The 25,806-nt window shown below is 61.3% G+C and carries 25 protein-coding genes and 1 pseudogene; 11 read left to right on the top strand and 15 right to left on the bottom strand.

Annotated features, from left to right (window positions below; translation table 11 throughout):
* Positions 1-3 precede the first annotated feature (3 nt).
* Positions 4-1,146 carry an acetylornithine deacetylase gene (argE, locus tag BUC08_RS13275; protein WP_037922871.1) on the bottom strand — a complete coding sequence of 381 codons (1,143 nt, stop codon included), beginning with the start codon at positions 1,144-1,146 and terminating at the stop codon, positions 4-6.
* A complete protein-coding gene (locus tag BUC08_RS13270) occupies positions 1,143-2,321 on the bottom strand; it encodes a M24 family metallopeptidase (protein WP_037922869.1) in 1,179 nt (392 codons plus the stop codon). Before BUC08_RS13270 ends, argE begins: the two co-directional genes overlap by 4 nt.
* Before the next feature lie 270 nt (positions 2,322-2,591).
* Between BUC08_RS13270 and BUC08_RS13265 the strand changes: the two genes are divergently transcribed.
* The 4 genes and pseudogenes from BUC08_RS13265 to BUC08_RS24930 form a co-directional block, all read left to right on the top strand.
* Positions 2,592-3,692: an ABC transporter ATP-binding protein gene (locus tag BUC08_RS13265; protein ID WP_037922867.1), complete on the top strand. Its 1,101-nt coding sequence runs from the start codon at positions 2,592-2,594 to the stop codon at positions 3,690-3,692.
* Positions 3,693-3,805: 113 nt separating this feature from the next.
* Complete coding sequence (locus tag BUC08_RS13260) at positions 3,806-4,900, top strand: extracellular solute-binding protein (protein WP_037922864.1); 1,095 nt, start codon at positions 3,806-3,808, stop codon at positions 4,898-4,900.
* 81 nt (positions 4,901-4,981) lie between these two features.
* Positions 4,982-6,649 carry an ABC transporter permease gene (locus BUC08_RS24935; RefSeq protein WP_037922862.1) on the top strand — a complete coding sequence of 556 codons (1,668 nt, stop codon included), beginning with the start codon at positions 4,982-4,984 and terminating at the stop codon, positions 6,647-6,649.
* Between the two features lie 12 nt (positions 6,650-6,661).
* Positions 6,662-7,540 (top strand): annotated as a pseudogene (locus BUC08_RS24930) (ABC transporter permease); the annotation flags it as partial.
* 53 nt (positions 7,541-7,593) lie between these two features.
* On the opposite strand, the gene BUC08_RS13245 reads toward BUC08_RS24930, so the two are convergent.
* The 6 genes from BUC08_RS13245 to dapE form a co-directional block, all read right to left on the bottom strand.
* Entirely contained in the window at positions 7,594-8,880 is a 1,287-nt protein-coding gene (locus tag BUC08_RS13245) for a lytic murein transglycosylase (protein WP_037922853.1), read from the bottom strand.
* 75 nt (positions 8,881-8,955) lie between these two features.
* Positions 8,956-9,660, bottom strand: a complete 705-nt coding sequence (locus tag BUC08_RS13240; RefSeq protein ID WP_037922850.1) for a helix-turn-helix transcriptional regulator — start codon at positions 9,658-9,660, stop codon at positions 8,956-8,958.
* Positions 9,661-9,707: 47 nt separating this feature from the next.
* Positions 9,708-11,963, bottom strand: a complete 2,256-nt coding sequence (gene rnr, locus BUC08_RS13235; RefSeq protein ID WP_037922847.1) for a ribonuclease R — start codon at positions 11,961-11,963, stop codon at positions 9,708-9,710.
* Between the two features lie 38 nt (positions 11,964-12,001).
* The gene (locus BUC08_RS13230) at positions 12,002-12,589 is read right to left on the bottom strand and encodes a TIGR04282 family arsenosugar biosynthesis glycosyltransferase (RefSeq protein ID WP_143186741.1); all 588 of its coding nucleotides are present in this window, start codon (positions 12,587-12,589) and stop codon (positions 12,002-12,004) included.
* Positions 12,586-13,008: a GNAT family N-acetyltransferase gene (locus BUC08_RS13225; protein ID WP_037922835.1), complete on the bottom strand. Its 423-nt coding sequence runs from the start codon at positions 13,006-13,008 to the stop codon at positions 12,586-12,588. Before BUC08_RS13225 ends, BUC08_RS13230 begins: the two co-directional genes overlap by 4 nt.
* A complete protein-coding gene (gene dapE / locus BUC08_RS13220; RefSeq protein WP_037922833.1) occupies positions 13,005-14,150 on the bottom strand; it encodes a succinyl-diaminopimelate desuccinylase in 1,146 nt (381 codons plus the stop codon). Before dapE ends, BUC08_RS13225 begins: the two co-directional genes overlap by 4 nt.
* 266 nt (positions 14,151-14,416) lie before the next feature.
* On the opposite strand from dapE, the gene BUC08_RS13215 reads away from it, so the two are divergent.
* The 3 genes from BUC08_RS13215 to BUC08_RS13205 all read left to right on the top strand — a co-directional run bounded on the left by BUC08_RS13215 (position 14,417) and on the right by BUC08_RS13205 (position 18,229).
* Positions 14,417-16,012 carry a Hint domain-containing protein gene (locus tag BUC08_RS13215; RefSeq protein WP_051693992.1) on the top strand — a complete coding sequence of 532 codons (1,596 nt, stop codon included), beginning with the start codon at positions 14,417-14,419 and terminating at the stop codon, positions 16,010-16,012.
* Between the two features lie 3 nt (positions 16,013-16,015).
* Positions 16,016-17,110, top strand: coding sequence for a Hint domain-containing protein (locus BUC08_RS13210; RefSeq protein ID WP_037922830.1), 1,095 nt, complete (start codon positions 16,016-16,018; stop codon positions 17,108-17,110).
* Positions 17,111-17,176: 66 nt separating this feature from the next.
* Positions 17,177-18,229 (top strand): transporter substrate-binding domain-containing protein, encoded by a 1,053-nt coding sequence (locus tag BUC08_RS13205; RefSeq protein ID WP_037922828.1) that lies wholly within the window; start codon positions 17,177-17,179, stop codon positions 18,227-18,229.
* Here the strand turns inward: BUC08_RS13205 and BUC08_RS13200 are convergent.
* The 3 genes from BUC08_RS13200 to dapD all read right to left on the bottom strand — a co-directional run bounded on the left by BUC08_RS13200 (position 18,226) and on the right by dapD (position 19,774).
* Complete coding sequence (locus BUC08_RS13200; RefSeq protein ID WP_037922826.1) at positions 18,226-18,570, bottom strand: hypothetical protein; 345 nt, start codon at positions 18,568-18,570, stop codon at positions 18,226-18,228. The genes BUC08_RS13205 and BUC08_RS13200 overlap by 4 nt on opposite strands.
* A 62-nt stretch (positions 18,571-18,632) precedes the next feature.
* A complete protein-coding gene (locus BUC08_RS13195) occupies positions 18,633-18,887 on the bottom strand; it encodes a GlsB/YeaQ/YmgE family stress response membrane protein (protein ID WP_037922824.1) in 255 nt (84 codons plus the stop codon).
* A 59-nt stretch (positions 18,888-18,946) separates the two neighbouring features.
* Positions 18,947-19,774, bottom strand: a complete 828-nt coding sequence (dapD, locus tag BUC08_RS13190) for a 2,3,4,5-tetrahydropyridine-2,6-dicarboxylate N-succinyltransferase (protein ID WP_037922822.1) — start codon at positions 19,772-19,774, stop codon at positions 18,947-18,949.
* A 152-nt stretch (positions 19,775-19,926) separates the two neighbouring features.
* Between dapD and BUC08_RS13185 the strand changes: the two genes are divergently transcribed.
* Genes BUC08_RS13185 through BUC08_RS13175 form a run of 3 tightly spaced genes read left to right on the top strand, consistent with a single transcriptional unit; the run spans position 19,927 to position 21,543 of the window.
* Complete coding sequence (locus BUC08_RS13185; RefSeq protein ID WP_037922820.1) at positions 19,927-20,769, top strand: LOG family protein; 843 nt, start codon at positions 19,927-19,929, stop codon at positions 20,767-20,769.
* 60 nt (positions 20,770-20,829) lie between these two features.
* Positions 20,830-21,183, top strand: a complete 354-nt coding sequence (locus BUC08_RS13180) for an ElaB/YgaM/YqjD family protein (protein WP_037922818.1) — start codon at positions 20,830-20,832, stop codon at positions 21,181-21,183.
* A gap of 3 nt (positions 21,184-21,186) precedes the next feature.
* Positions 21,187-21,543: a hypothetical protein gene (locus BUC08_RS13175; RefSeq protein ID WP_037922815.1), complete on the top strand. Its 357-nt coding sequence runs from the start codon at positions 21,187-21,189 to the stop codon at positions 21,541-21,543.
* 21 nt (positions 21,544-21,564) lie between these two features.
* Here the strand turns inward: BUC08_RS13175 and BUC08_RS13170 are convergent, their stop codons facing one another.
* The 3 genes from BUC08_RS13170 to BUC08_RS13160 all read right to left on the bottom strand — a co-directional run bounded on the left by BUC08_RS13170 (position 21,565) and on the right by BUC08_RS13160 (position 23,674).
* Entirely contained in the window at positions 21,565-21,777 is a 213-nt protein-coding gene (locus BUC08_RS13170) for a hypothetical protein (RefSeq protein ID WP_037922812.1), read from the bottom strand.
* Positions 21,778-21,902: 125 nt separating this feature from the next.
* A complete protein-coding gene (gene rlmN / locus BUC08_RS13165) occupies positions 21,903-23,081 on the bottom strand; it encodes a dual-specificity RNA methyltransferase RlmN (protein ID WP_037922801.1) in 1,179 nt (392 codons plus the stop codon).
* A gap of 86 nt (positions 23,082-23,167) precedes the next feature.
* Positions 23,168-23,674, bottom strand: coding sequence for an invasion associated locus B family protein (locus tag BUC08_RS13160; protein ID WP_224554634.1), 507 nt, complete (start codon positions 23,672-23,674; stop codon positions 23,168-23,170).
* Positions 23,675-23,886: 212 nt separating this feature from the next.
* Here BUC08_RS13160 and BUC08_RS13155 point away from each other — a divergent pair, with 212 nt between their 5' ends.
* Positions 23,887-24,867 (top strand): asparaginase, encoded by a 981-nt coding sequence (locus BUC08_RS13155; protein WP_037922798.1) that lies wholly within the window; start codon positions 23,887-23,889, stop codon positions 24,865-24,867.
* Here the strand turns inward: BUC08_RS13155 and serB are convergent.
* Complete coding sequence (gene serB, locus BUC08_RS13150) at positions 24,864-25,736, bottom strand: phosphoserine phosphatase SerB (protein WP_037923430.1); 873 nt, start codon at positions 25,734-25,736, stop codon at positions 24,864-24,866. The genes BUC08_RS13155 and serB overlap by 4 nt on opposite strands.
* Positions 25,737-25,806 lie beyond the last annotated feature (70 nt).

The raw sequence follows: 25,806 nt of genomic DNA, 5'->3' as shown, positions 1-25,806 counted from the left end.
GGGTCAGGCGCCGCTCATCAGCGGTTCCAACATCGCCAGACAGGCTTTCATCTGGTCGATCTCGACAAACTCATCCGGCTTGTGGGCCTGGGCAATATGTCCGGGTCCGCAGACCACCACATCCATCCCCATTTCCTGAAACAACCCCGCCTCGGTTCCGAAAGGGACCAGTTCGGCGCTGTTGGTGCCCAGAAGGCTGGCCAGCAGATCGCGGGCGGTGTTCACTTCCATCGGCTCCAACCCCGCGACCTCGCCAATCGTTTCGGTGCGAATGTCGGCCTGCGGATAGATCGCGCGCATCATCGGCAGCATCTCGTCCTCGACAAAGGCCGCGATGCTTTGTTGTACGAAACGGGCGTCATCTTGTACAACAGGGCGCATTTCCCAATCGACCTCGGCCTTGCCCGCGATCACGTTGTGCGCCACGCCACCCGACACACGACCGATGTTGATCGTGGTCCATGGCGGTTCGAACCGGCTCGTCACAGGCGCGCGCATCATCAGGTCGGCGCGCAGTTCCAGCAGGCGATTGACATAGCGCACAGCATATTCGGCAGCGTTCACACCGCGCCCCGGATCGCTGCCGTGTCCTTCAAGGCCGGTAAAGTGGGTGGTGTATTCGCAACAGCCCTTGTGGCCCTCGATCACCCGCATACCCGTGGGTTCCCCGATCACCGCCATAGCGGGCTGCAACCCGCGCGCCTGCAACTCAGGCACCAGGGCGCGCGCCCCCAGACAGCCGACCTCCTCGTCATAGGTAAAGGCAAAATGCACCGGCTTTTTCGGCGTCACCTTGCCCGCCATCACCACGGCGGCAGCGATGAACCCCTTCATGTCACAGGTGCCGCGTCCATACAGGCGGCCATCTCCCTCGCGCATCTCGAAGGGGTCGGATGACCAGTCCTGATCCGCGACCGGCACAACATCCGTATGCCCGCTCAGCATCAGCCCGCCCGGCGCATCGGGACCGATGCTGGCCCACAGGTTCGCCTTGGCACCGCACGGCGACAACAGCACATCGGTGCGCGCGCCCGCGTCTTCCAGACGGTTGGCCAGCTCGGCGATCATCGCCATGTTGCTGTCCGCCGACACGGTGGGCATCGCGATCAACTGATCCAGAAACTCGACCGTCTGGCGCAATGTCATGGTTTGACGAACATCTTGCGGGGGCGGTTGCAGAAACACTCTGCCGCCCCGTTTTCGGTGATGCGGATGCTTTCGGTGATCTCAAGCCCCCAATCCGCCATCCACAGGCCGGGCATAAAGTGGAAGGTCATGTTCGGCTCCAGCACCGTTTCGTCATTGACCCGCAGAGAAATCGTGCGTTCGCCCCAGTCCGGCGGATAGCTCAGACCGATGGGATAGCCACAGCGTTCACCGCGTTCGATCCCGGCCGCTTCCAGCGGAGCGGCCAGTGCGTTTGCGATGTCACAAGCACGGTTGCCCGCGCGGGCGGCGTCCAATCCCGCCTCAAGCCCCTCGACCAGCGCCGCCTCGGCCCGTTTCAGGAAATCGGGCGGCGTGCCCAGAAACAGCGAGCGGCAGAAAGGGGCGTGATAACGGCGGTAGCAGCCCGAAATTTCAAAGAATGTCGCCTCGCCTGTTTCAAACGGACGGCCATCCCATGTCAGGTGCGGCGCGGCGGCGTCCGATCCCGAGGGCAACAAGGGCACAATCGCAGGATAGTCGCCCCACGCGCCATCAACCCCGCGCACCGCGTCGCGGTAGATTTCGGCCACGACTTCGTTTTTCGGCACACCGGGTTCGACCCGTTCCAGCAGGCCATCGATGATCTTTTCCGAAATCCGGGCGGCGTTGCGCATGTATTCAAGCTCTGGCTCGGATTTCACAGCACGTTTCCAGTTCACCATCGCCGTGGCATCCACGAATTCCGCCTCGGGCAGGCAGGTTTCCATCACGGCAAAGGCCTTGGCGGAAAAGTAGTAGTTGTCCATCTCGACGCCGATGCGTTTCGCGCCCAGTTCTTGCAGGATACCTGACAGTTCCTGCATCGGGTGGCGTTCGGTGGATTGAACGAAATGGTCGTCATATCCGCGCACGTGATCATCATCCATCCAGACCGTGCGCCGCGCACCCGCGCTGTCCTGCCGCCGACCCCACCAGATCGGATCGCCGTCGCCGCGCAAGATCACGCCCTGATGCACATAAAATGACCATCCGTCATATCCGGTCAGCCACGCCTGGTTGCTGGGGTCCGTGACAAACAGCGTGTCGATGCCCGCAGCATCCATCGCACCGCGCACAAGAGCGATGCGCCGGTCGTATTCCTCGGATGTGAAAGGCAAGTTTTTTATGATCATGGGCGTGCTCCGTTTTCAGAAACTTGCGTCGTGCCGCCTCAGGACGCAACACATATCAGTGACGGGCGATTCCCGATGTCGCAGACGGCATCGCACAGGTCGCGTTAGGCAGGCTATTGTCCTGATATCCGGGATTTAACGAAAAAAACGCCTGCATTGAGGGCACAACCAACTGTTTTTCAGCAATCCGGTTGCAATACTGGACCGTGGTCGTTTTACTTAGAACCAACAAGGCGGGTTCACCGTCGTCATAAATTCAGGGAGCCTGATTTGGCTAACACATCGACCGATGCGGCGTTCGTTGAATTCGAACGCGTGCAAAAAAGCTATGACGGCGTGAACCTCGTCGTCAAAGACTTGAACCTTTCCATGCCACGCGGCGAGTTTTTGACAATGCTCGGCCCATCCGGTTCGGGCAAGACAACTTGCCTGATGATGCTGGCAGGATTTGAAACCGCAACACATGGCGACATTCGTCTCGGCGGGACATCGATCAACAACATTCCTCCGCACAAGCGCGGCATCGGCATGGTGTTCCAGAACTATGCGTTGTTCCCGCATATGACGGTGGCCGAGAACCTGGCCTTCCCGCTGGAAGTCCGCAAGATCGGCAAATCCGAGCGTGAAGAGAAAATCCACCGCGCCCTTGGCATGGTGCAGATGAACGATTTCGCCGGACGCCGCCCCACGCAATTGTCGGGTGGCCAGCAACAGCGGATCGCCCTTGCGCGGGCGCTGGTGTTCGAACCCGAGCTGGTCCTGATGGACGAACCGCTGGGCGCGCTGGACAAACAGCTGCGCGAAACATTGCAGTTCGAAATCACCAAGCTGGCGCATGATCTGGGCATCACCGTGGTCTACGTGACCCACGACCAGACCGAAGCATTGACCATGTCCGACCGCGTCGCCGTCTTTGAAAACGGCCGCATTCAACAACTGGCCCCGCCCGACCAACTGTATAAAAAGCCCGAAAACAGCTTTGTCGCGCAGTTCATCGGCGAGAACAACACGCTGATGGGCGAGGTCAAGGAAATCACCAACGGCACCGCCATTGTGCAACTGGACGGCGGCGATCTGATCGACGCGGTTCCGGTGAACGTGAGCAAGGTTGGCGAACGCACCCGCGTTTCCATTCGCCCCGAGCGGGTCGAAATGAACAAGGAGCGTCTGAAGCCCGGCGCAAAAACGCTGAAGGCCGAAGTGCTTGAGTTCATCTATATGGGCGACATTTTCCGCACCCGTCTGCGCGTGGCCGGTTCCGATGATTTTGTCATCAAGACCCGGAACGCGCCGGACCAGGAGCGTCTGACACCCGGCACCCAGATCGAAATCGGCTGGTTGCCCGAAGATTGCCGCGCCCTGGACGCCTGACGTTCAGGACACGGCTGGCGCCTCCTCCTTTGGGACGCGCCTGTTATGAGGCTGTGATCAAGCCCAATCATGGCCTCCCAACCCAAGTGGGCATACAAACGGGAGAACTATCAATGAAATTGATGAAAACGCTGCTTGCGTCTTCTGCACTTACAGCCGCTGCTACAGTTGCTTTTGCGCAAGAAATGTCCAACGAAATGACCATCGTTTCCTGGGGCGGCGCATACCAGAACAGCCAGCTCAAGGCATATGTCGAGCCCTATGTTGAGATGCACCCCGAAGTGACCGTCGTTTGGGACGAAAGCTCGAACGAAGCGGTCGCCAAACTGCGTGCCATGAACGAAGCCGGCAACATCACCTGGGATCTGGTCGACGTTGTGGCCGCTGACGCCATCCGCCTGTGCGACGAAGGTCTGGCGATGGAATACGATCCCGACGAACTGCTGGCCCCCGGCGATGACGGTTCCTCGGCTTCGGATGACTTCGGTGATCTGATCGTGTCCGACTGCTATATCCCGCAGATCGTTTATTCGACAACATTCGGCTACCGCACAGACATGGTGCCCGAAGGTGTCGATGCACCCAGCAGCATCTGCGACGTGTTCGACCTGGAAAAATATCCCGGCAAACGCGCGCTGGAAAAGCGCCCGATCAACAACATGGAATGGGCATTGCTGTGTGACGGCGTCGCCAAGGACGAAGTCTATGACGTGCTGGCAACCGGCGAAGGTCAGGACCAGGCTCTGGCGAAACTCGACACCATCAAAGACAGCGTTGTCTGGTGGTCGGCTGGTGCCGACACGCCCCAGCTGCTGGCCGATGGCGAAATCTTCATGGGTTCGACCTACAACGGTCGTCTGTATTCGGTCATCGAAGAGCAGGACCAGCCCGTTGGCATGATGTGGGACGCCCAGGTGTTCGACCTTGACGGCTGGATCATTCCCGCCGGCCTGCCGGACGACAAACTGGCCCGTGTCAAAGACTTCCTGAAATTCGCAACAGACACACAACGTCTGGCGGATCAGGCCAAGTACATCTCCTACGGTCCCGCACGTGCGTCTTCCGCACCGAAAGTTCCCGAGGACATGAAACAGCACATGCCGACCGATCCCGCGAACGCCGCGAACACCTTCCTGTACAACTACACGTTCTGGGCTGATTACCGCGACGATATCGACGCAAAATTCCAAGCGTGGCTGGCTCAATAAGCCCCGCTTGACCGCATAACTTCGGTGGGGGCCACATCCGGCCCCCACCACCCCTCACCACCCTCCAAAGCGAGACTGATGATGAGCAACGCACTAAATCAAAATGCCGAAAACGGACCGGTCATGGCCGCTGACGGCACACCGCTGAAACGCAGCCTCGCGCGCGCTTTGCGCCGCCAGAAAGGCCGCGCACTGCTGCTGATTGCGCCGTTGCTGATCTTTGTTCTCGTGACATTTATCATCCCCATCGGATCGATGCTGTTCCGGTCGGTCGAAAACGACATCGTCGCCAATACCCTGCCCGACACGGTCCAGCGGCTGGCAAGCTGGGACGCAACCTCGGGCGAACTGCCCGCCGAGGGCGTCTATGAGGCGATGTACTACGACCTGTTCGTCGCCAACGAAGCCAAGCGTCACACACGCCTTGGGTCGCGCCTGAACTACGAAGAATCAGGGATTTCCTCGCTGTTCCGCCAGTCGGGCCGCAAGATCGACGATCTGGCCAAGGATGCCACAAAGGCCCTGGAAAGCGCCGTGCCCGCCTTCAAGGATGGCGAGACATGGTACGCCCTGATGAACGCAGGAAATGACGAGGCAAACGCGGGCCTGTTGTCGGCCATGCGTGGCCGTGTTGGCCGGCTGAACGATTCCGGCGCCTCGGGCGACATGGAATTCGCCCCCAGCGCGTTGATGGCTGACATCCTGCCGCTGACCACGCGCAGCTATACCGAATGGGCGGTCTACGAGGCCACTCAGGAAGAACGCGATCCCGCCACCCGCGATCCTTGGGAGCTGGTGCCGCTGGCGTTGTTGCAGGAACTGAAAACCGCCGACCTGTCCGGCCTGTCGGGCACCCGCGCCGAGCTGCTGACGCAGGCGCAGGCCGTCAGTTTCGACATTCCGCCCTATTCCGAAGTGCTGGCCGACATCGACCCCGAATGGGGCACGATCCTGCCGTGGGAAACCATCCAGACGCATTCGTCAAAATACACCGCAGGTTATTTCCTGAACGCTGTCGACGCGCAGAAAACCCCCGAAGGTTACGCATGGCAGCCCGAGGACAAGCAAATCCTGCTGAAACTGTTCGGGCGCACGCTGATCATGTCGATGATCATCACCTGCTCGTGCATCCTGTTGGGCTATCCGGTGGCCTGGCTTCTGGCCAACCTGCCCGCTTCCAAGGCCAACCTGCTGATGATCCTTGTGTTGCTGCCGTTCTGGACCTCGCTTCTGGTGCGGACATCGGCCTGGAAGGTCATGCTGCAACAGCAGGGTGTGATCAACGATGTGCTGGTCTGGCTGGGGCTGGTGGACGACGCCAACCGGCTGATCATGATCAACAACCAGTTCGGCACGATTGTCGCCATGACGCACATCCTGCTGCCGTTCATGATCCTGCCGATGTATTCCGTGATGCAGACCGTGCCCCCCAGCTACCTGCGGGCGGCCAAATCACTGGGTGCGACGAACTGGACGGCCTTCTGGCGGGTGTACTTCCCGCAATCCATTCCGGGCATCGGCGCGGGGTCGATCCTCGTGTTCATCCTGTCCATCGGCTACTACATCACCCCCGAAATCGTCGGCGGCACCAAGGGCGTGTTCATCTCGAACCGGATCGCCTACCACATTTCGTCCTCGCTGAACTGGGGCCTCGCGGCCGCGCTGGGGTCGATCCTGCTGGCCGTCGTTCTTCTCCTTTACTGGTGCTACGACCGGATCGTCGGCATCGACAACGTGAAACTGGGATAACTGATTATGGGCCTGCCTCCTTATGCAACGACGCCGCAACGGATCTGGTACTATTCCTTCCGTGTCATCTGTGCACTGATCTTTATCTTTCTGATCACGCCGATCATCGTGGTGATGCCGCTCAGCTTTAACGCCGAGAACTTCTTTACCTTCACGCCGGAAATGCTGCGGCTGGACCCTGACGGTTATTCGCTGAAGCATTATCAGGACTTTTTCACCAACAACGAATGGCAGCGCAGCCTGAAGAACTCGCTGATCATCGCGCCCTTTGCGACGTTGATTTCGGTGTCGCTGGGCACGCTGGCGGCCATCGGCCTGTCGCAATCCCACGTGCCGTTCAAAGGCACCATCATGGCGATCCTGATCTCGCCGATGATCGTCCCGCTGATCATCTCGGCCACGGGCATGTTCTTCTTCTACTCGACACTGGGCAACTGGCTGGAAACAACGCTGGGGCTGGACAAGAACTTTGTCGGCTACGTCAAGGTCATCCTGGCCCACGCGGTTCTTGGCATTCCTTTCGTGATCATCACGGTCACCGCCACGCTGGTGGGTTTCGACCGCTCGCTGACCCGTGCGGCGGCGAACATGGGCGCCAATCCCGTCACCACATTCTTCCGCGTGCAAATGCCGCTGATCCTGCCCGGCGTGATCTCGGGCGGCCTGTTTGCCTTTATCACATCCTTTGACGAGGTTGTCGTGGTTCTCTTTGTCGGCTCCGCTGGTCAGAAGACGCTGCCATGGCAGATGTTCACCGGCCTGCGCGAACAGATCAGCCCGACGATCCTTGCGGTCGCCACGCTTCTGGTCGGAATTTCGATCATCCTGCTGACCGTGGTCGAACTGCTGCGCCGCCGCTCGGAACGTCTGCGCGGTATCGTCGAAAGCTGATTTCTTTTGGCTGAAGATATTCCGGGGTCCGCGACAGGGCCCCGGTCCTGCCCCTACCCGCCGCGCAAACGCTCAAGCAAGCGCAGCGACGCATAGCCATCCGGCACAATCCCTTTCGACAGCTGATACCGCCGCACCGCATCCACCGTCAGCGGGCCGATCTTGGCGTCGATCTTTTGTGTATCAAAGCCTTGGGCCGTCAGCCGTTCCTGCAATTCAATCCGCTCGTCAAAGGTCAGCACCCGATCCCCGCGCGGCCAACCGGCACGAAGCGCAGCACCACCACGGATGCGATCAGCCAGATAACCCACGCCGATCACATAGGCATCGGCGGTGTTATAGGCCTCTATGACCTCGAAATTATCAAACACCAGGAAAGCGGCCCCTTCGGCCCCCGCAGGCAGCAGAACCGCCGCCGACCCATGGTCCGGCACCGGCCCGCCAACGCCCGTCACCCCCATGGCCGCCCAGACCGAAGGCAGCTTGGTGATCTCGCGGTTGGCTTGCGTGTAATCAAACCCCTCGGGCAGCGTCACCTCGACGCCCCAGGGCATGCCTGTCTGCCAGCCGTGGTGTTTCAAATAGGCCGCCGTTGATGCCAGCGCATCCGTGGGATCGTCGGACCAGATGTCACGCTTGCCGTCGCCGGTGAAGTCCACCGCATGGGCCAGAAACGATGTGGGCATGAACTGGGTATGCCCCATCGCCCCCGCCCAGCTGCCGTTCATGCGCGCGGCGGCCACGTCGCCATTCTCCAGAATCGTCAGCGCCGCCATCAGCTGTTCTTCAAAGAACGCCGACCGCCGCGTGTCATAGGCCAGCGAGGCAAGGCTTTGCACCGTGTTGTTCGATCCGCGAAACCCGCCATAGGCGCTCTCCAGACCCCAGATCGCGGTCACCACGTATTTATCGACGCCGTATTTGGCCTCGATCCTGTCCAACGTGGCGCCGTGCGTGCGCATTGCCTCCTGACCGTTGGCGATACGGGTGTCCGATACGGCCGTGTCCAGATAGTCCCAGATCGTCTTGGTAAACTCCGACTGGTTGCGGTCGCGCCGCACCACGTCCGCGTCAAAGGTGACGTCGGCAAAAGCAGCGTCCAGCGTGCTCTGCCGGATGCCTTTGGCCATGGCGCGCGGATAGAATCCTTTGATCCAGTCCTGAAAGCCCGCGTTCGACAGCGTTTCAGTCTCTGTGACAGGGGTTTCGCCCACGGTGGTGTCATTGGCCGAAGCTGCCGGTTGCGGACGCAGGACGGGCCGGATCGATGTTTCAGCCAACACAATGCCGCCGAATCCGACGCCCAGCGCCGCTGCTGCTGTCAGGGAAAGATACCGCATAGTGCCTCGATTCTCGCTGGTGTGGTCCGCGTGATTGGCCGCAGGTTAGCGGCAAAACCCGGCTGCCGAAAGCGGTCAGGGCTCGATTTGGCGTTCCTGATCGGCCCTGATCCGCTCAAGATGCTGACGCAGCAACGACACCCGATGCGGGCGAAAGCTGATGTCGGTGCGTTCCAGATCGGTCATCCGGTCCAGCCGAAAGGTCCGGAAATCCTGCCGCAACAGGCACCATGCCAGCAGCATGTTGTTGTGATCGAAATAAACGATACCCAGCGGGCGTACGGTGCGTTCGGTTAGCTGGGACTGCGCGTCTGAATAGGAAAAGCGCACACAGACCTCTTCCCAGGTGGCGGCGCGCAATTTTCCCACGTCAATCGTCGGTGAGGCAGGGCGGTGAAACCGGCGGGCGTCCAGGATCGCATGTTTCAGCCGGTGCGCCTGACGCGGCGGGACGCGGGCCTGAATCTTGACCAGCGCTGATTCCGCCGCCTTGGACAGCGCCGGATCACCGATCACGGCAACATCGCGCAGCCCCAGAACCAGCGCCTCCAGCTCGTCATCCTCGAACCCCAGCGGCGGCAGGGTCGCGTCCTCGATGAGGGTAAAGCCAAAGCCCGCCTCGCCGTCGATCACCGCACCCAAGCCGCGCAGTGCCTCTATGTCGCGGTAGACCGTGCGCAGCGATACGTCCATGTCATCCGCCAACTGCTGCGCCGTGACCGGCGGTGGCAGGCGACGCAGGTGTTGCATCAATTGGAACAGGCGATGGGTGCGACTCATGCCCCGTTATAGCACACGTCCTGTCAGTTTTTGACAGGAGCGCGTCGCTAGCTGCGTTTCCGGCTGACCTTGCGTTTGATTTTGTCGGTTTTGCGTTTGCCCTTGGCGGCCTTGCGTCGTGGTGCGCGGCCTGCCGGTGACCGGCTGCCGCCCTGGGGCATCTTTTCCCCGTCAATCGTCAACAGTTCCAGCGCCACGCCCCCCGTGACCGGCGTGGCTTCGGTCAGCCGTGCGGTCACCCGCTGGCCGACGCCGATCGTGAGGCCGGTGTCCGCCCCCATCAGCGTGCCTGCCTCGCGGTCAAAATGGAAAAACTCGCGCCCCAGCGTGCGGATCGGCACCAACCCGTCGGCACCGCTGTCATCCAGTTTTACGAACGCGCCGAACTTGGCCACGCCGCTGATCCGTCCGGTGAATTCGTCGCCCACCCGTTCTGACAGATAAGAGGCCAGGTAGCGGTCGGTCGTGTCTCGCTCTGCGACCATCGACCGCCGTTCCGTGTCGGAAATATGTTGTCCGGTCTCTTCCAGCCGCTCGACGTCTTCGGGCTTCAGCCCGTCCTTGCCCCAGCCATGCGCCGTGACCAGCGCGCGGTGCACGATCAGGTCGGCATAGCGGCGAATGGGCGAGGTGAAGTGCGCATAGTTGCGCAAGGCCAGACCAAAGTGGCCAAAGTTCTGCGGCCCGTAATAGGCCTGCATCATTGATCGCAGGGTCGAGATGTTGATCAACTCGGCATCCTCGGACCCCGCAGCGGCGTTCAGCAGGTTGTTCAGATGCGCGGTTTTCAACACCTGCCCCTTGGCCAGCGGAAATCCGGCCTCGAGCGCGATTTCACGCAGCGCGTTCAGCTTTTCTGGGCTGGGCTCTTCGTGCACGCGGAACAGCAGCGGTTGTTTCTTGGCGATCAGGGTTTCGGCAGCGGCGACGTTGGCCAGCACCATGAATTCCTCGATCAGACGGTGCGCGTCCAGCCGTTCCTTGAAGTTGACAGAGCTGACAGTGCCGTCGTCTTCCAGCACGATCTGACGTTCGGGCAGGTCCAGTTCCAGCGGCTGACGCAGGTGGCGCGCTTTGACCAGCGCGGCATAGGCGTCATAAAGGGGCTGCAAAACAGGCTCTAACAAGGGACCACAGCGGTCATTGGGGTTGCCGTCAATGGCCGCCTGCACTTCTTCATAGTTCAGCGACGCGGGCGACCGCATCAGGCCGCGCACGAACTTGTGGCTCAGCTTTTCGCCCTGCGCGTCGATCTGCATCCGTACGGCGATACAGGCACGCGGCACGCCCTCGTGCAGGCTGCACAGGTCGCCGGACAGCCGGTCGGGCAGCATCGGCACCACGCGGTCGGGGAAATAGGTCGAGTTGCCGCGCTTGCGCGCCTCACGGTCCAGCGCCGAACCGGGGGTGACATAGGCCGCCACGTCGGCAATCGCGACCCAGATGATATGGCCGCCTTCGTTCGTGGGGTCATCGTCCGCATGGGCATAGCAGGCGTCGTCGTGGTCACGCGCATCCCAGGGGTCGATGGTGACCAGCGGCATGTCGCGCAGGTCCTCGCGCCCTTTCAGGCCCATCGGCTTCATCGCGTCGGCCTCGGCGATCACCTCGTCGGGGAAATCGTCAGGAATGCCGTGCTGGCGAATGGCGATCAGCGATACGGCTTTCGGCGCGGAGGGGTCACCCAACCGCTCGACAACGCGCGCCCGCGGCAGGCCCATGCGGGCGGGTCCGGCCAGTTCGGCCTCGACCAGCTCGCCGTCCTTGGCACCGCCGGTGGCATCAGACGGCACCTGCCATTCCTTGTCGGCGCCCTTGTCCACCGGCAGGATACGCCCGCCTTCGGCTGTCTTGCGGAACACGCCTAGGATCTTTTTGGGGTTGCTGCCAACCCGCCGGATCATCCGCGCCTCGTAATTGTGATCCTCGGCCGTCACCACGGTCAGCCGCGCCAGGATACGGTCACCTTCGCCCAGCGCCGGATCGGACGCGCGGGTGATCATCAGCACCACGGGCTCCACCCCTGTGCCGTGCCATTCAAGCGGCCGCGCGAACAGGTCGCCGTTGCTGTCCGGGGCCAGCACCTGCAAGATGCTGACGGGCGGCAGGCGGTCGGGATCCTGATAGGTCTTTTTGCGCTTTTCCAGATGACCTTCGTCTTCCAGTTCGCGCAGCAGGCGTTTCAGGTCGATCCGGGCCGCGCCTTTGATCCCGAAGGCCTTGGCGATGTCACGCTTGGCGGTCAGGGTCGGATTGGCGGCAATCCAGTCGAGGATTTCGGGTTTTGAAGGTATACGGCTCATATCCCCGAGGTAGCACGGGCATGGGGCAGCGTCATGGGCTATTTATCATGTCCCGCATGCGGCAGATCGGCAGCGGTGTCCACGTCGTGCAGGCTGGCAACTTTGGCAATGCGCAGGCCGGACAGGGTGGCGCGGGTGTCGGCCAGCGCGTGTTCGGTGGACCAGCGGACGCCGTGAAACAGCCCACGCGGCAAGGGGTGCGCGCGGCGCAGGCCGATCAGCCAATAGCCGCCATCGTGGGCAGGGCCAAAGACAGCGTCGTGATTGCCCAGCGCCTTGAACGCCTGCGCGATGTGGGCGCGGGTGATGCCCGGCACATCGGCCCCGATCACACAGACCGGCCCGCCCGCCCGTGCCATCATCCGCGCCATCCGGTCGCCCAGATCACCCTGCCCCTGCGGCCAGCGCGGCAGATGCGCGGGCCAGACGCGGCTGGCCATTCCTGCACGGTCGGGGGCGACGGCCAGAACCGTGGTCCAGCGCGGGTCGTCGATGGTGCGCAGCAGGCGGCGGACCTGATGGCGGAACCACCATGCGGCGGCGGTCATGCCGATGTCGCGGCCCAGCCGGGTTTTCACCCGCCCCGCACGCGGCTCTTTGACCATGACCACCAGAGTCGGTTTCACAGGGTCAGTTCCATGTCGCGGTGGCGAATGCCTGCGTCCAGGTAGACAGGTCCATAGGCGACAAAGCCCAGCTTTTCATAGAAAGGAATCGCATATTCCTGCGATCCCAGCTTGGCCCGCGTCACGCCCGCATGGTCCCGCGCCGCGTCCAGCGCCGCGCGGATCAGCGCCGCACCCAGACCGGTGCCGCGCTGGTCCTTCAGCACGCAGACGCGGCCAATCTTGGCCGTGTCGTCCAACAGGATGATCCGCGCCGAACCGACCGGACGGCCCGCATCGGTGGCAAGGATGTGCAGCGCGTCCTCGTCCAGATCGTCGATCTCGTCCGCCTCGGGCACCTGTTGTTCTTCGATGAACACGGTGCGCCGCAAGGCCAGGCAGGCGTCGATATCACGGGTCGTGGCAATCTGGACCGTCATGCGAAATAGTCGCGCAGGATGCGAGCATAAATTGCCTTGAGCTGGTGTATATGTTCGATGCGCACGTGTTCGTCCACCTGGTGCATCGACTGTCCGACAAGGCCAAACTCGACCACCGGGCAGTGATTCTTGACAAAGCGCGCGTCCGAAGTGCCGCCGGTGGTGGACAGGACCGGCTTGACCCCGGTTTCCGCCTCGACCGCCGTGCTGATCAGCGTCGACAACTCACCGGGTGGTGTCAGGAAGGCGTCGCCCGAAACCTTGATGCGCATGTCGATTTTCACGCCGAATTCTTTGATAACCTGATCCACATTCTCTTGCAGCCACTGGCTGAGGCTGTCGCCTGAATGGGTGTCGTTGAACCGGATGTTCACGCAGGCCGAGCAAGTCGCGGGAATCACGTTGGTGGCGGGGTTGCCGGTGTCCACGGTGACCACGGCCAGCGTCGAGGCGTCGAAATGCTCGGTGCCCTCGTCCAGAGTATGGCTGGCCAGCCGGTCCATCAGCCGCACCATCGCGGGCAGCGGGTTCAGCGCGCGGTGGGGATAGGCGGAATGACCCTGTTTGCCGGTCACTTCAAACCAGGCGGTCATCGACCCGCGTCGGCCGATCTTCATCATGTCGCCCATGATCTCGGGGCAGGTCGGTTCACCCACCAGGCACATCGCCATCGCCTCGCCGTTGGCGTCCATATAGTCAAGGATCGCCGTGGTCCCGTCCTCGGCGTCGGCTTCCTCGTCTCCGGTGATCGCCAGAATCACCGCGCCATCCGGCGGTGTGTCCTGCACAAAGTCGATGGCCGCGGCGGCAAAGGCGGCGACGCCCGATTTCATGTCCGTGGTGCCGCGCCCGTACATCACGCCATCGACGACTTCGGCGGAAAACGGCGGATGGGTCCATGCATTGGTGTCACCCACCGGCACCACGTCGGTGTGGCCGTTAAACCCAAAGGTGCGCGCGTGGCCCTTGGCACCCCAGCGGGCAAACAGGTTGCGAATGCCGCCGCGATCCGCCCAGGACACGGCAAAGCCTGCCTGGCTTAGCGCATCGGACAGCACGTCCAGCGCCCCCTCATCGGCAGGCGTGACAGAGGCGCATTTGACCAGATCGGCGGTCAGGCGGGCGGGATCAATTGGCGGCATTTGGTTTCCTTGGCTCAATTGTTCTGCGCGGCCATCACAGGATTGTGGCGAAATCGGCATGAAACCGCGCTCTTAACATGGAGTTTTTGTTAACAAACTCCAAAAATACATGCTAGGCTTGCCGCAATAACATGACCCGAGGCAGGGCATTCAGCAGTACCGCCATCAACGTATGGCACAGACATGCAAAAAACGCATGGTGTAAAGGGCACAGGACAACTGTGCGCTGTTGATCGATCTGTCTCGTCCAAGGGCAAGAGGCAGACATGGCAACAGCAAGAGAACTTCCCATCCAGACGGTGCGCGAAGGCACTGACGCTACGGATATGGCAAACACCATTTTTGGGGATGGGGTTCAGGTCATAGGCGCGACCTATCATGGGGACCGTGATTCCGCTGGGATCTATACCAATGGCGATAGTGTCTCGCCGGGCGCCACGCCCAGCGACACAGGCGTCATTCTGTCGACCGGCAACGCAGAGGATTACACCTCGGGAAGCTGGTGGGGCGGCACGAACACGAACACGTCGACAAACACCTCGACCAACACATCGGGCGTGAACAACAACCGTGATTTCAATGACGCCGCAGGCACCAAAACCTATGACGCCGCGTGGCTTGACGTCGATTTCATCCCCACCGGCGACGTGATGACGATGCAGTTCGTATTCTCGTCCGAGGAATATCCCGAATTCCAGAACTCGGTCTATCAGGACTTTGTGGGCGTCTGGATCAATGGCCAGTTTGTTGAAATGACGATTGGCGATGGCGACACCGACCCCGGCAACGTCAACCAGACCAACAATTTCAACATGTATCTGGACAACGCCAACGACACCTACAACACCGAGATGGACGGTCTGACCATCACCATGACCCTGACGATCCCGGTGATCTCGGGTGCGATAAACTCGATCCGGATCGGCATCGCGGACGTGTCCGATTCCAACTACGATTCAAACCTGCTGATCGCGGCGGATTCGGTGCAGACACAGCTGGTGGCCAACACGGACGACGCCCATGTGGCACCAGACGGCAGCAAGGTTGTCGATGTTCTGGCAAACGACGTGAACAACGGCAGCGGCACGCTGACCATCACCCATATCAACAACGTGGCCGTGGTCGCGGGGCAAACCATCACGCTGCCGACCGGCCAACAGGTGCAGCTGAACGCCGACGGCACGCTGACGCTGATCGGCGATGGCGACGCGGAAGATTTCAATTTTACCTACAAGGTCAGCAACGGCGACAACACCGATGTCGGATACGTCAACGTCAGCTCGATCCCCTGTTTCGTTGCCGGCACGATGATCGCAACCCCCACGGGCGAGGCGCGGGTGGAAGAGCTGGTGGCAGGTGATCTGGTGATGACCCAGGACGACGGGCCCCAGCCGCTGCGCTGGATCGGTCGGCGCACCGTGGCGGCGGCGGGAAAGTTCGCACCGATCTGCGTGCGCGCCAATACCTTTGGCGACCACCGCGAGCTGCTGGTCTCGCCCGAGCATCGCATCCTGATCCGTGACAGTCTGGCCGAACTGCTGTTCGGCGAGGCCGAGGTGCTGGTCGCCGCCAAGGATCTTGTAAACGACCGATCCGTTCGCGCCCGTGCGGGCGGCGAGGTCACTTATGTCCATCTGATGTTCGACAAGCATCAGGTGGTGTTTTCGGAAGGGCTGGCCACGGAATCCTTCCTGCCGGGACCGCAGACCGAGAAGAGTTTCGAAAAAGACATTCTCGACGAGATTTGCGCGCTGTTCCCCGAACTCGACCCGTCAACCGGAGAGGGTTATTCGCCCGCCGCGCGCCGGACCCTGAAACATTTCGAAGCGGACCTGTGGCGCCGCGCACAAAAGGTGGCCTGAAGAATGGCTTGGATTGCACTGCTCGACACCCGCGAGGGCCGCTTTTGCGCCAACGGGTTGGGACTTGATCACCACGACGCACCCCAATGCGACACGACCGACGGCGCGTTGCTGACGCGCGGCAGCCTGATGGTGGAAACGCGGATGTCCCCGGATGGCCGCCCGCAGGAACTGTTCGGCTTTTCCGCAGGGCACCCGTGGCCGCGCAGCCTGACGTTTCAGGCGATTCCCGGTGGCGGCATCTCGATGGTGCACAGCCACGACGGCACGGTCGTGCATGGCGCGATCCGCCGCAAGACTTTTGCGCGAACCGATGTGCTGCGCGTGACCTATGCCTGGGACACCGCAACCAACTGGGCGCGGCTGTCGATCGAAGAACCCGAACAGGGCGAAGTGCTGGCCGTACCGATCAAGGACCCCAGACCGTTTCTGGTCTCGGACCTGCGAGAGCTGATCCTGGGTCAGAACGACCGCGTGCTGGCGCAGGACGTGATTTTTGCCGCTGTATCGACCCAGGTCGAACCCATTGGCCCGATGCCTTCGCTGGACCCGTCGGTCATGGCGGCGACGCCGCATGGCTACCGCCCCGTTGGCGAATTGCAACGCGGCGATACCGTGATGACCGAGAAATCGGGCGTGGTGCCCGTGCTGCACCGGATCGACCGTACCGTGCCCGCACGTGGCAGTTTCTCTCCTGTACGGTTGCGCGCCCCCTATTTCGACCTGCAACAGGATATCGTGGTCGCCCCCGACCAGCGGTTGATGCTCAGCGGGTCAGATGTGGAATATCTGTTCAACCAAGAGGCGGTTCTGGTTCCTGCGCGCCACCTGATGAACGGCCACGCCGCGCATCCGGCACCCGCGGGTCCGGTGATCACCTATACCCAACTTCTGCTGCCGGGGCACGAAACCCTGCTGACAGCGGGCACGTGGGCCGAAAGCCTGTACATCGGCCGGTTGCGCCGCAAAGCGGACCTTCTGGAAAACAGTGCCCTGCGTAATCTGGAACGTGCCACGCTGCCAGAGCACGGAAAACCGGCCTATACGGTGCTGAAATGGTTCGAAGCGATCACTTTGACCGATCAACGCGCCGCTTGACGCCACCGCGCCCTTGCGAGGTCAACCTTGTTGCTTTACCCCGCACAAAAACGGCGGGGTTGGGGAATGATCCGTAATTTTCTAGCAATCCTGTTCGCCTGCTGCCTCTTGTCCGAGGCGGCGGCGCAGGATCTGACGATTGCAACCGTCACGCGACCACCATTCTCGATGGTCGTGGACGGCAAGGACACCGGTTTTTCCCTTCAGTTGTGGCAGGAGATTGCGGCCAAACTGGGCCGCCCCTATCAGGTAGTGCGCCACGACAGCTTTGCCGACATGCTGGACAGTGTGAAAGACGGCACTGCCGATGTGGCGATTGCCAACATCTCGATCACCGCCGGGCGCGAGCTTGAGATGGACTTTTCCCAGCCGATCTTTGCCTCGGGCCTGCAAATCATGGTGCACCCCCAGGCGGGCGGAGGCGCGTCCATGTGGTCCGCGATTCTGTCATGGGATCTGTTGCTGGCGGTTCTTGGTGCTTTTGCCCTGCTGCTGGCGGGCGGCATGCTGATGTGGCATTTTGAAAAACGTGCGCAGGACTATTTCAACAAGCCGCTGCGTCAGGCGATTTTCCCCTCGTTCTGGTGGGCGCTGAATCTGGTGGTCAACGGCGGCTTTGAAGAGCGGATGCCGCGCAGCATCTTTGGCCGCATCTTTGGCGTGCTGCTGGTGATTTCATCCCTGTTCATCGTGTCCTTTTTCGTGGCCCACATCACCGCCGCCATGACAGTCGAGGCGATCAACGGATCGGTCAGTTCGATCAACGACCTATACGGCAAACGCGTCGGCACCATCGAAGGCAGCACGGCACAGGTGTTCATGGACGCACGCGAACTGCGTTCCGAAGGTTCGCCCGATCTGGCGGCCCTGATCGAGAAGTTCGAAACCAACCAGCTGGATGCGGTGGTCTTTGATGCGCCCGTGCTGGCCTATTATGTCAACACATCGGGGGCCGGACTGGCCGAGCTGACGGGGTCGGTGTTCAAAGGCGAAAATTACGGCATCGCCCTGCCCACCAACAGCGCACTGCGCGAAGAGATCAACCAGGTCCTGCTGAGCCTGCGCGAAGACGGCACCTATGCCGATATCTACCGCGAGTGGTTTGGCGAGAACCCCTAAAGCTTGTCGTAGAAGGGCGTGACCTGCGCCACGATCACCGCGTTGTCATCCAGCGCCTGCTGCATCAGCGCGCGCTCTTCGTCGTCAATCTCCTGGCCGTCCTCTTCACGTTCGGCCAGCGTACCGTATCCGGTTACGTCCAGCGGTGCGGTGTCGGCCTGTTTCAGGATCGCCACGGTTTCACGCACCGCCTCGGCCTCGTCCACGCCGCTGGCAAAACACATCAACGCTGCACCGGTTGCCTTGTCGGGCAAACCGTCGCCCTTTTTGCGACCGATCTGAACCAACAGGGTATAGACCTGCTGGCGCGAGGGTTTCTTGGGTTTTTTGGTATCAGACATGAAAAAGGCCGCCGCATGAAGTTGCGGCAGCCCTATCGTGTTCTTGTCGTCCTGAAAAGGGTTCAGGCGCGGCCGCGGATCAACCGTGCGACCCAGATCAGCAAGCAGGCACCGATGACGCCCACGATCAGCTGACCGATCCAACCGCCCAGCGTGGCACCAACAATGGCCACCAGAAGAAAGTTGGCAACGATGGCACCCACGATCCCCAGACCGATGTTTGCCAACAGCCCCATGTCGGAACGCATGATCTTTTCTGCAATCCAACCCGCAAGGGCACCTACGATAATGGCGGCGAACCAACCCAGACCTGTCATGATGTCTCTCCAATGTGTTATGTTGGAAAGACAACGGGCACCGGGTTGATTTGGTTCCCTCAGTCGCGCAACAGCTCGTTGATCGAAGTTTTCGAGCGTGTTTTCGCATCGACCTTTTTCACGATCACGGCGCAATACAGGCTGACGTTGTTCTTGGACGGCAGCGTGCCTGCGACAACGACCGAACCCGCAGGCACTTCGCCATAGGTGACTTCACCGGTTTCGCGGTCCACGATCTTGGTCGACTGGCCGATGAACACGCCCATGCCCAGAACCGAGCCTTCGCGCACGATACAGCCTTCGACGACCTCGGACCGCGCCCCGATAAAGCAGTTGTCCTCGATGATGGTCGGACCCGCCTGCATGGGCTCCAGGACGCCACCGATGCCGACACCGCCCGACAGGTGGACGTTCTTGCCGATCTGCGCACAGCTGCCGACCGTTGCCCATGTGTCAACCATGGTGCCCTCGTCCACATAGGCGCCAAGGTTCACGAAGGACGGCATCAGCACCACGCCGGGCGCGATGTATGCGGATTTGCGGACGACACAGTTCGGCACGGCGCGGAAACCGGCAGAGCGCCACTGGTTGTCGCCCCAGCCTTTGAACTTGCTGTCAACCTTGTCCCACCAGCCGCTGCCTTGGATGCCGCCGTCCTGCTGTTCCATGTCCTTGATGCGAAAGCCCAGAAGAACCGCTTTTTTGGCCCACTGGTTCACGTGCCACGATCCGTCGGCCTGTTTTTCGGCGACGCGCAGCTTGCCGCTGTCCAGGGCGTTCAGCGTATCCTCGATGGCCTCGCGGGTTTCGCCGGTGGTTGCAGGGGTGATGCTGTCGCGTTCTTCCCATGCGGCTTCGATGGCGGATTCAAGTTGGGCGTTGGACATGGCTTTAATTCCAGTGTTAGGGCATTTCAGCCCGTTTACCGTCTGCTGCCCTCTCGCGCAATGCACGCGGGCGACGCTTTGGCGCTCAATATCGCGTGGCCAATGCTGGCAAACCCATGCATGTTGCCCCCAACCCCAGACCGGAGACATTCATGACCGAAGCCACCCGCCACCCGCTGCGCCACGCAGGCGCCGACCGTTCCAAGGCGAAAGAAGTACCCGATACACCGCAAACCCGTTCGTCCGCCTATCATCTGGCCTTTACCGATGACGATTTCATGTGCCGCGAAGAGCTGCGCCCGGTGCGTTTACAGCTTGAACTGATGAAGCCCGCGCTGATGCTGGATGAACAGGGTGTCAAATCCACCATCGTCCTGTTCGGCGGCGCACGTATCCCGTCGCCTGCCCGGAAAGACACCGCGCGCACCCAAACTCTGGCCGATCTGTCGCATTTCTATGATGTCGCGCAAGAGTTCGCACACCAGATGACGTTAAAGTCCATGGACAGTGACGGTCAGGAAAACGTCATCGTCACCGGCGGTGGCCCCGGCGTGATGGAAGCAGGCAACCGTGGCGCAATGGAAGCGGGCGGCAAATCGATCGGGCTGAACATCGTGCTGCCACACGAGCAGGCGCCGAATAAATACGTCACGCCCGAGCTGTGTTTCAACTTTCACTATTTTGCCATCCGCAAGATGCACTTCCTGATGCGCGCCCGCGCGATCTGCGTGTTTCCCGGCGGCTTTGGCACGCTGGACGAGATGTTCGAGGCGCTGACCCTGATCCAGACCGGGCGCATGGAGCGCGTGCCGTTCCTGCTGTTCGGGCGGGCGTTCTGGGAAAAGATCATCAACTGGGACGCGCTGGCCGACGCCGGCACGATCTCGGCCGAGGATCTGGACCTGTTCCGCTTTGTCGAAACCGCGGATGAGGCAATCGAGGTCATCGACAACTGGTCCACCACCAAGGCCCGCGATTCAATTCCCGGACGGTGAGTGGAACCTGCTGACGGGCGGCTGCGTTGTACTCATGAAATTGGAATTCAGGAGGCCAAAATGGCTAACATCGCAACCAAAGACAAAGATTCGTCAGACGTTTCCGCTCAGCTTGAGCTGATCAAATCGGATGTCGCACAGCTGACCACGCTGCTGGGTCAATTGACCGCCCAGAAAAAAGAAGAGGCATCGGCGCGCGTGCGTCAAACCGTGTCTGATCTGAAAAACACGGCTTCTGAGCAGGCAACCTATGCCCGCGTGCGTGCAGCCGAAACCGGCGATCACGTGCAGCAACTGGCCGAAGAGTATTATGGTCAGGCCGAAGAAGCCGTGCGCAAACAGCCCGTCATGGCCGTTGGCATCGCCGCCGGTGTCGGCTTTCTTGTGGGCCTGATGACCTCGCGCCGGTCGTAAATCATGTTTTTGGGACTGCGATACCGCATCCACAAGGCCGTCCAGCGTTATGCGTTGGGCGGTTTGGGTGGTTTAATGGCCCTGATCGGCCTTGGTTTCCTGTGCGCCTCGGGCTTTATGCTGCTGCTGACAGTCACCGATCCGATCACCGCCTGCGCCATCATCGGCTGTGCCTTTGTCGGCGTCGGCCTAATCCTGATGTTCGCCGCCCGCAGACCGCGTGTGCCGGTGTCCGAGGCAACCTTGGCCGCGACCCCGGGCGTTCAGGCGGGTGTGTCTGGGGCCAGTGTCATGGCACCTGTGGCGGCTGCCTTTGCGCAGGGAATTGCACAGGGCATGGCTGCCGGTCGTCGCCGCTGAAATCGGGAAATGATTGGCGGACTACGCCGCCAGATCAACGGGAAGCGTGCAGACAGGAACGTGGTGCGGCAGGGTTTCGACGATCTGGCCGTACTGGGTGTCGCGCACGCAATACCCGTAACCTGCGATGCGATGTTGCCACTCCCGCACGGACAACGCCTTGGTGCGCTCACGCGTGATCAGATCAACGACCTGAGCCACTACGGTAGGGTCTGTTTTCACAATTACCGACATATCAAATCTCCTGTTCATGCCTGTTTGCAAGAACAAGGTGCAAATGATTGACGGCACAAATAGTACACAATCAGGAAATCTTGGGGGCAACTGTGTCGCATCAAGACACAAATTCACCCGCAGGTTTAAGTCAGACCGGTTTCCGCCGCAATTTCGCGGCGCGACTTGCGCGCGCGCTCGGTGGCTGATTTCAACTGACCGCAGGCGGCCATGATGTCCTCGCCACGTGGTTTGCGGACGGGGCTGGCATAGCCGGCCTTGTATACGATCTCGGAGAAGGCGCGGATGCGGTTGTTCGATGACCGCTTGTACGGCGCACCGGGCCATTCGTTGAACGGGATCAGGTTGATCTTGGCCGGGATGCCCTTGATCAGCTCGACCAGGCGGTGCGCATCTTCGTCGCTGTCGTTCACTCCGTCCAGCATCACGTATTCAAAGGTGATTCGTTCGGAATTGCTGACCTTGGGATAGGTGCGCAGGGCGTCCAGAAGCTCGGCGATGTTCCAGCGCTTGTTGATCGGCACCAGCTTGTTGCGCACCTCGTCGGTGGTGGCGTGGAACGACACGGCCAGCTGACAGCCGATTTCTTCGGCGGTGCGGGCAATTTCGGGGACAACGCCGGATGTCGACAGCGTGATGCGACGGCGCGACAGCTGGATGCCCTCGGGGTCCATGGCGATTTTCATCGCGTCGCGCACGTTTTCAAAGTTGTACAGCGGCTCGCCCATACCCATCAGGACAATGTTCGACAACAAACGCGCGTCCTCGGTGCGTTTGCCATGTTCGGGCCATTCGTCCAGATCATCGCGCGCCATCATCACCTGCCCGATGATCTCACCCGCCGTCAGGTTGCGCACCAGCTTTTGCGTGCCGGTGTGGCAGAACGAACAGGTCAGCGTGCAACCGACCTGGGACGAGATGCACAGCGTGCCGCGCCCCTCTTCGGGGATATAGACAACCTCGACCTCGTGCCCGCCCGCGATCCGCACCAGCCATTTGCGGGTGCCGTCGGTGCTGACCTGTTTGGACACGACTTCAGGAATTTCGATCACAAACGCGTCGGCCAGTTCGGCGCGGAACGCTTTGCTGAGGTTCGTCATCGCGTCAAAGTCGCGCACGCCCCATTGGTAAATCCACTGCCAGATCTGCCCGACGCGCATCTTGGCCTGCTTTTCCGGCGTGCCCATTGCAATCAGCGCGTCACGCATGGCGTCCCGTGTCATACCGACAAGGTTTTGAGGCCCCTCCGGCAGCTTGCGGGGGATCGTCATAACGTCTTGGGTGATCGGCGCATCGGCTGACATCGGGCAACTCCGGGGTTCGGGTGATGCGCCTCTATATAGGAATGCGGGGCAGGATCAAAAGGATTCGCCCCGCAAACCGGACGCGGTCAACCGCCGCAGCGGCTTTCGGCTTCTTCAACGGCTGCGGTAAAGCCCAGCAGCGAGAATGTATCTTTGGTCTGTGTGCCCCGGCCGGACACGCCGGTGACAATCGCATCGGCACCGCGTTTCATCGCGGTCACGATCTTGGTATCGTCGGCGGCGGTTGCAGGCCAGGCCCATTCACCGTCGGTGAACAGTTCGAATTCGGTGCCGCTGATGTTCAGGTTGACCGTGCTGCCGCTGGCAAAGGGATATCCGCCGGTAAAGGCAACCTGCCCCTTGGCTTCGGCGCTGGGACGGTAGAACACCATGAACAGGATCTGGCTGCGGGTTGCGGCCACGACACGTCCGTCACGGGTGTTCACGGTTTCCTTTGGCGTCGACACGCTCCAGCATTCGGTCGGATTGTCTTCTACAAAAACGCTCCAATCGGTTTTCGCGGCGACGCGGTTGGTGCTTTGGTCTTGTGCAGCGGCAGTATTCACGGTCAGAGCCATTGCCAGCCCAGCCATGCTCAGCACACCTGCCGTTGTTTTCAGTAATCCCATCTGTCCAGCCTCCAGACTGTCCTTAACCTCAATACGCAGAGCATTGCCGGTGGCCCCTTGTTCCGAGCCTTCTCTTGCAACTGCCTGATTTCTTCTCGACAAGAAACATATTAGCGCGAAACGCGCGACCGGCGAAACCTAAATTGGCAGGTTTTCGCCAAGTTGTGAGGTGAACTATGTCGAATTCCGTTGCGCTGGCCGAAGTCTGGCGCGGTCCTTTCATGGAAAGCGTGCATCGCGGCCATGCTGTTGTCTGTGATGACAGCGGCCAGATCGTCCATGCCTGGGGCGATCCTCAAACCGTGATCCTGCCGCGATCCTCTGCCAAGATGATCCAGGCGCTGCCGCTGATCGAAAGCGGGGCTGCGGATGCCCATGGCCTTGGAACCGAACACCTGGCGCTGGCCTGTGCGTCGCACAACGGTGCGGCGATCCACACGGACCGGGTGACCAAATGGCTTGACCACCTTGGGCTGGACGATGACGATTTCCGCTGCGGTCCCCAGGAACCCGATGACCGCGAGGCCCGCAATGCACTGATCCGCGCCGACGCGCGTCCCTGCCAGATGCACAACAATTGCTCGGGCAAACACAGCGGCTTTCTGACGTTGAACAAACATCTGGGCGCTGGCCCCGACTATGTAGACCCCGACCATGCGGTACAGCGCGCCTGTCTGGAGGCATTCGAGCGTGTCACAGGCGAATCAAGCCCCGGTTTCGGCATCGACGGATGCAGCGCGCCCAACTTTGCCACCAGCCTGCACGGCATGGCCCGCGCGATGTCCCATTTTGCCGCCGCCCCCACCGGCAGCGCCGAAGAACGGCTGCGCACCGCGATGACCCTGCACCCCGATCTGGTGGCCGGCGAAGGCCGCGCCTGTACCAACCTGATGCGCGCGATGGGCGGCAAAGTCGCGATCAAGACCGGGGCCGAGGCATTTTTCATTGCCATCATTCCCGAGCTGAAAATGGGCGTCGCGCTGAAGATCGAGGACGGCGGCACCCGTGCTGCGGAATGTGCGATTGCGGCGATTCTGGTCAAGCTGGGCGTGCTGGCCGCCGACCACCCCGAAACGCTGAAGTACCTGAACGCGCCAATCCGCAACCGGCGCGATCTGGTGACAGGGGCGGTGCGGGCGGCACCTGCGTTGATCTAGACAAAGTCGCTGCGCGCGTAGCCTTGGATGAACAACAGCGCCGTCAGGTCGCCGTGGTTGATCCGCACATCGCATTCGGCGGCCACCACCGGCTTGGCGTGCAACGCCACGCCGGTGCCTGCGCGGTGCAACATGCCCAAATCGTTGGCCCCGTCGCCCACGGCGATCACGTCCGCCTGCGAAATGCCCAGCCGCGCGGTGATCTGTTCCAGCGCGTCAACCTTGGCCTGTTTGCCAAGGATCGGATCGCCCACCGTGCCCGTCAGCTTGCCGTCTTCGATGATCAGCGTGTTGGCGCGATTCTCGTCAAAGCCCAGATGCGCGGCGACAGCTCCGGTAAAGGCGGTGAAGCCACCGGACACCAGCGCCGCATGGCCGCCGTTCGCCTTCATCGTCGCCAAAAGGGTCGCGCCGCCGGGCATATAGGTGATCCGCTCGGCCAGAACCTGGTCAATCACCGTTGCATCCAGACCTTTCAGCAAGCCAACACGCTCGCGCAGGGCGGATTCGAAATCCAGCTCGCCGTTCATCGCGCGGGCGGTGATATCCTTGACGAAATCCCCCACGCCTGCGGCATCGGCCAGTTCGTCAATGCATTCCTGCTGGATCATGGTGCTGTCCATATCAGCCAACAGCATCTTCTTGCGCCGCCCCTCGGCGGGTTGGATCACCAGATCGACGCCCAGCTTTTGCACATCTGCCCAGACATCCCAGCGGTTGTCGGGCATCTGCGCCAGCGTGAACTCTGCCGCCTCGTCCGGTGCCAGCCAGTCCACCGCGCCGCCGCCCCAGGCATTGCGCAGCGCCTCGGCCAGTTCGGGTTGCAGCGCACCGGGGGCTGCGATCAGCGTACAGATAAAATGGTCCATGTTTCCGATCCGCTCCATTCATGTCGCAAAAAGCTGTTCAAGCGGCGCTATAGTCGCGTTTTCCCCATTG

The organism is Pseudosulfitobacter pseudonitzschiae (assembly GCF_900129395.1).
In the GTDB taxonomy this organism is placed as follows: domain Bacteria; phylum Pseudomonadota; class Alphaproteobacteria; order Rhodobacterales; family Rhodobacteraceae; genus Pseudosulfitobacter; species Pseudosulfitobacter pseudonitzschiae.
The sequence above is the reverse complement of the archived record's forward strand: the minus strand, read 5'-3'. Positions and strand labels throughout refer to the sequence as shown.

Bases quoted from the DNA above. Each gene is read 5' to 3' on its own strand.
- argE (WP_037922871.1), bottom strand. From the start codon at position 1,146: ATGACATTGCGCCAGACGGTCGAGTTTCTGGATCAGTTGATCGCGATG.
- BUC08_RS13270 (WP_037922869.1), bottom strand. From the start codon at position 2,321: ATGATCATAAAAAACTTGCCTTTCACATCCGAGGAATACGACCGGCGC.
- BUC08_RS13260 (WP_037922864.1), top strand. From the start codon at position 3,806: ATGAAATTGATGAAAACGCTGCTTGCGTCTTCTGCACTTACAGCCGCT.
- BUC08_RS24935 (WP_037922862.1), top strand. From the start codon at position 4,982: ATGAGCAACGCACTAAATCAAAATGCCGAAAACGGACCGGTCATGGCC.
- BUC08_RS13245 (WP_037922853.1), bottom strand. From the start codon at position 8,880: ATGCGGTATCTTTCCCTGACAGCAGCAGCGGCGCTGGGCGTCGGATTC.
- BUC08_RS13240 (WP_037922850.1), bottom strand. From the start codon at position 9,660: ATGAGTCGCACCCATCGCCTGTTCCAATTGATGCAACACCTGCGTCGC.
- rnr (WP_037922847.1), bottom strand. From the start codon at position 11,963: ATGAGCCGTATACCTTCAAAACCCGAAATCCTCGACTGGATTGCCGCC.
- BUC08_RS13225 (WP_037922835.1), bottom strand. From the start codon at position 13,008: ATGACGGTCCAGATTGCCACGACCCGTGATATCGACGCCTGCCTGGCC.
- dapE (WP_037922833.1), bottom strand. From the start codon at position 14,150: ATGCCGCCAATTGATCCCGCCCGCCTGACCGCCGATCTGGTCAAATGC.
- BUC08_RS13215 (WP_051693992.1), top strand. From the start codon at position 14,417: ATGGCAACAGCAAGAGAACTTCCCATCCAGACGGTGCGCGAAGGCACT.
- BUC08_RS13210 (WP_037922830.1), top strand. From the start codon at position 16,016: ATGGCTTGGATTGCACTGCTCGACACCCGCGAGGGCCGCTTTTGCGCC.
- BUC08_RS13205 (WP_037922828.1), top strand. From the start codon at position 17,177: ATGATCCGTAATTTTCTAGCAATCCTGTTCGCCTGCTGCCTCTTGTCC.
- BUC08_RS13200 (WP_037922826.1), bottom strand. From the start codon at position 18,570: ATGTCTGATACCAAAAAACCCAAGAAACCCTCGCGCCAGCAGGTCTAT.
- BUC08_RS13195 (WP_037922824.1), bottom strand. From the start codon at position 18,887: ATGACAGGTCTGGGTTGGTTCGCCGCCATTATCGTAGGTGCCCTTGCG.
- dapD (WP_037922822.1), bottom strand. From the start codon at position 19,774: ATGTCCAACGCCCAACTTGAATCCGCCATCGAAGCCGCATGGGAAGAA.
- BUC08_RS13185 (WP_037922820.1), top strand. From the start codon at position 19,927: ATGACCGAAGCCACCCGCCACCCGCTGCGCCACGCAGGCGCCGACCGT.
- BUC08_RS13180 (WP_037922818.1), top strand. From the start codon at position 20,830: ATGGCTAACATCGCAACCAAAGACAAAGATTCGTCAGACGTTTCCGCT.
- BUC08_RS13175 (WP_037922815.1), top strand. From the start codon at position 21,187: ATGTTTTTGGGACTGCGATACCGCATCCACAAGGCCGTCCAGCGTTAT.
- BUC08_RS13170 (WP_037922812.1), bottom strand. From the start codon at position 21,777: ATGTCGGTAATTGTGAAAACAGACCCTACCGTAGTGGCTCAGGTCGTT.
- rlmN (WP_037922801.1), bottom strand. From the start codon at position 23,081: ATGTCAGCCGATGCGCCGATCACCCAAGACGTTATGACGATCCCCCGC.
- BUC08_RS13160 (WP_224554634.1), bottom strand. From the start codon at position 23,674: ATGGCTGGGCTGGCAATGGCTCTGACCGTGAATACTGCCGCTGCACAA.
- BUC08_RS13155 (WP_037922798.1), top strand. From the start codon at position 23,887: ATGTCGAATTCCGTTGCGCTGGCCGAAGTCTGGCGCGGTCCTTTCATG.
- serB (WP_037923430.1), bottom strand. From the start codon at position 25,736: ATGGACCATTTTATCTGTACGCTGATCGCAGCCCCCGGTGCGCTGCAA.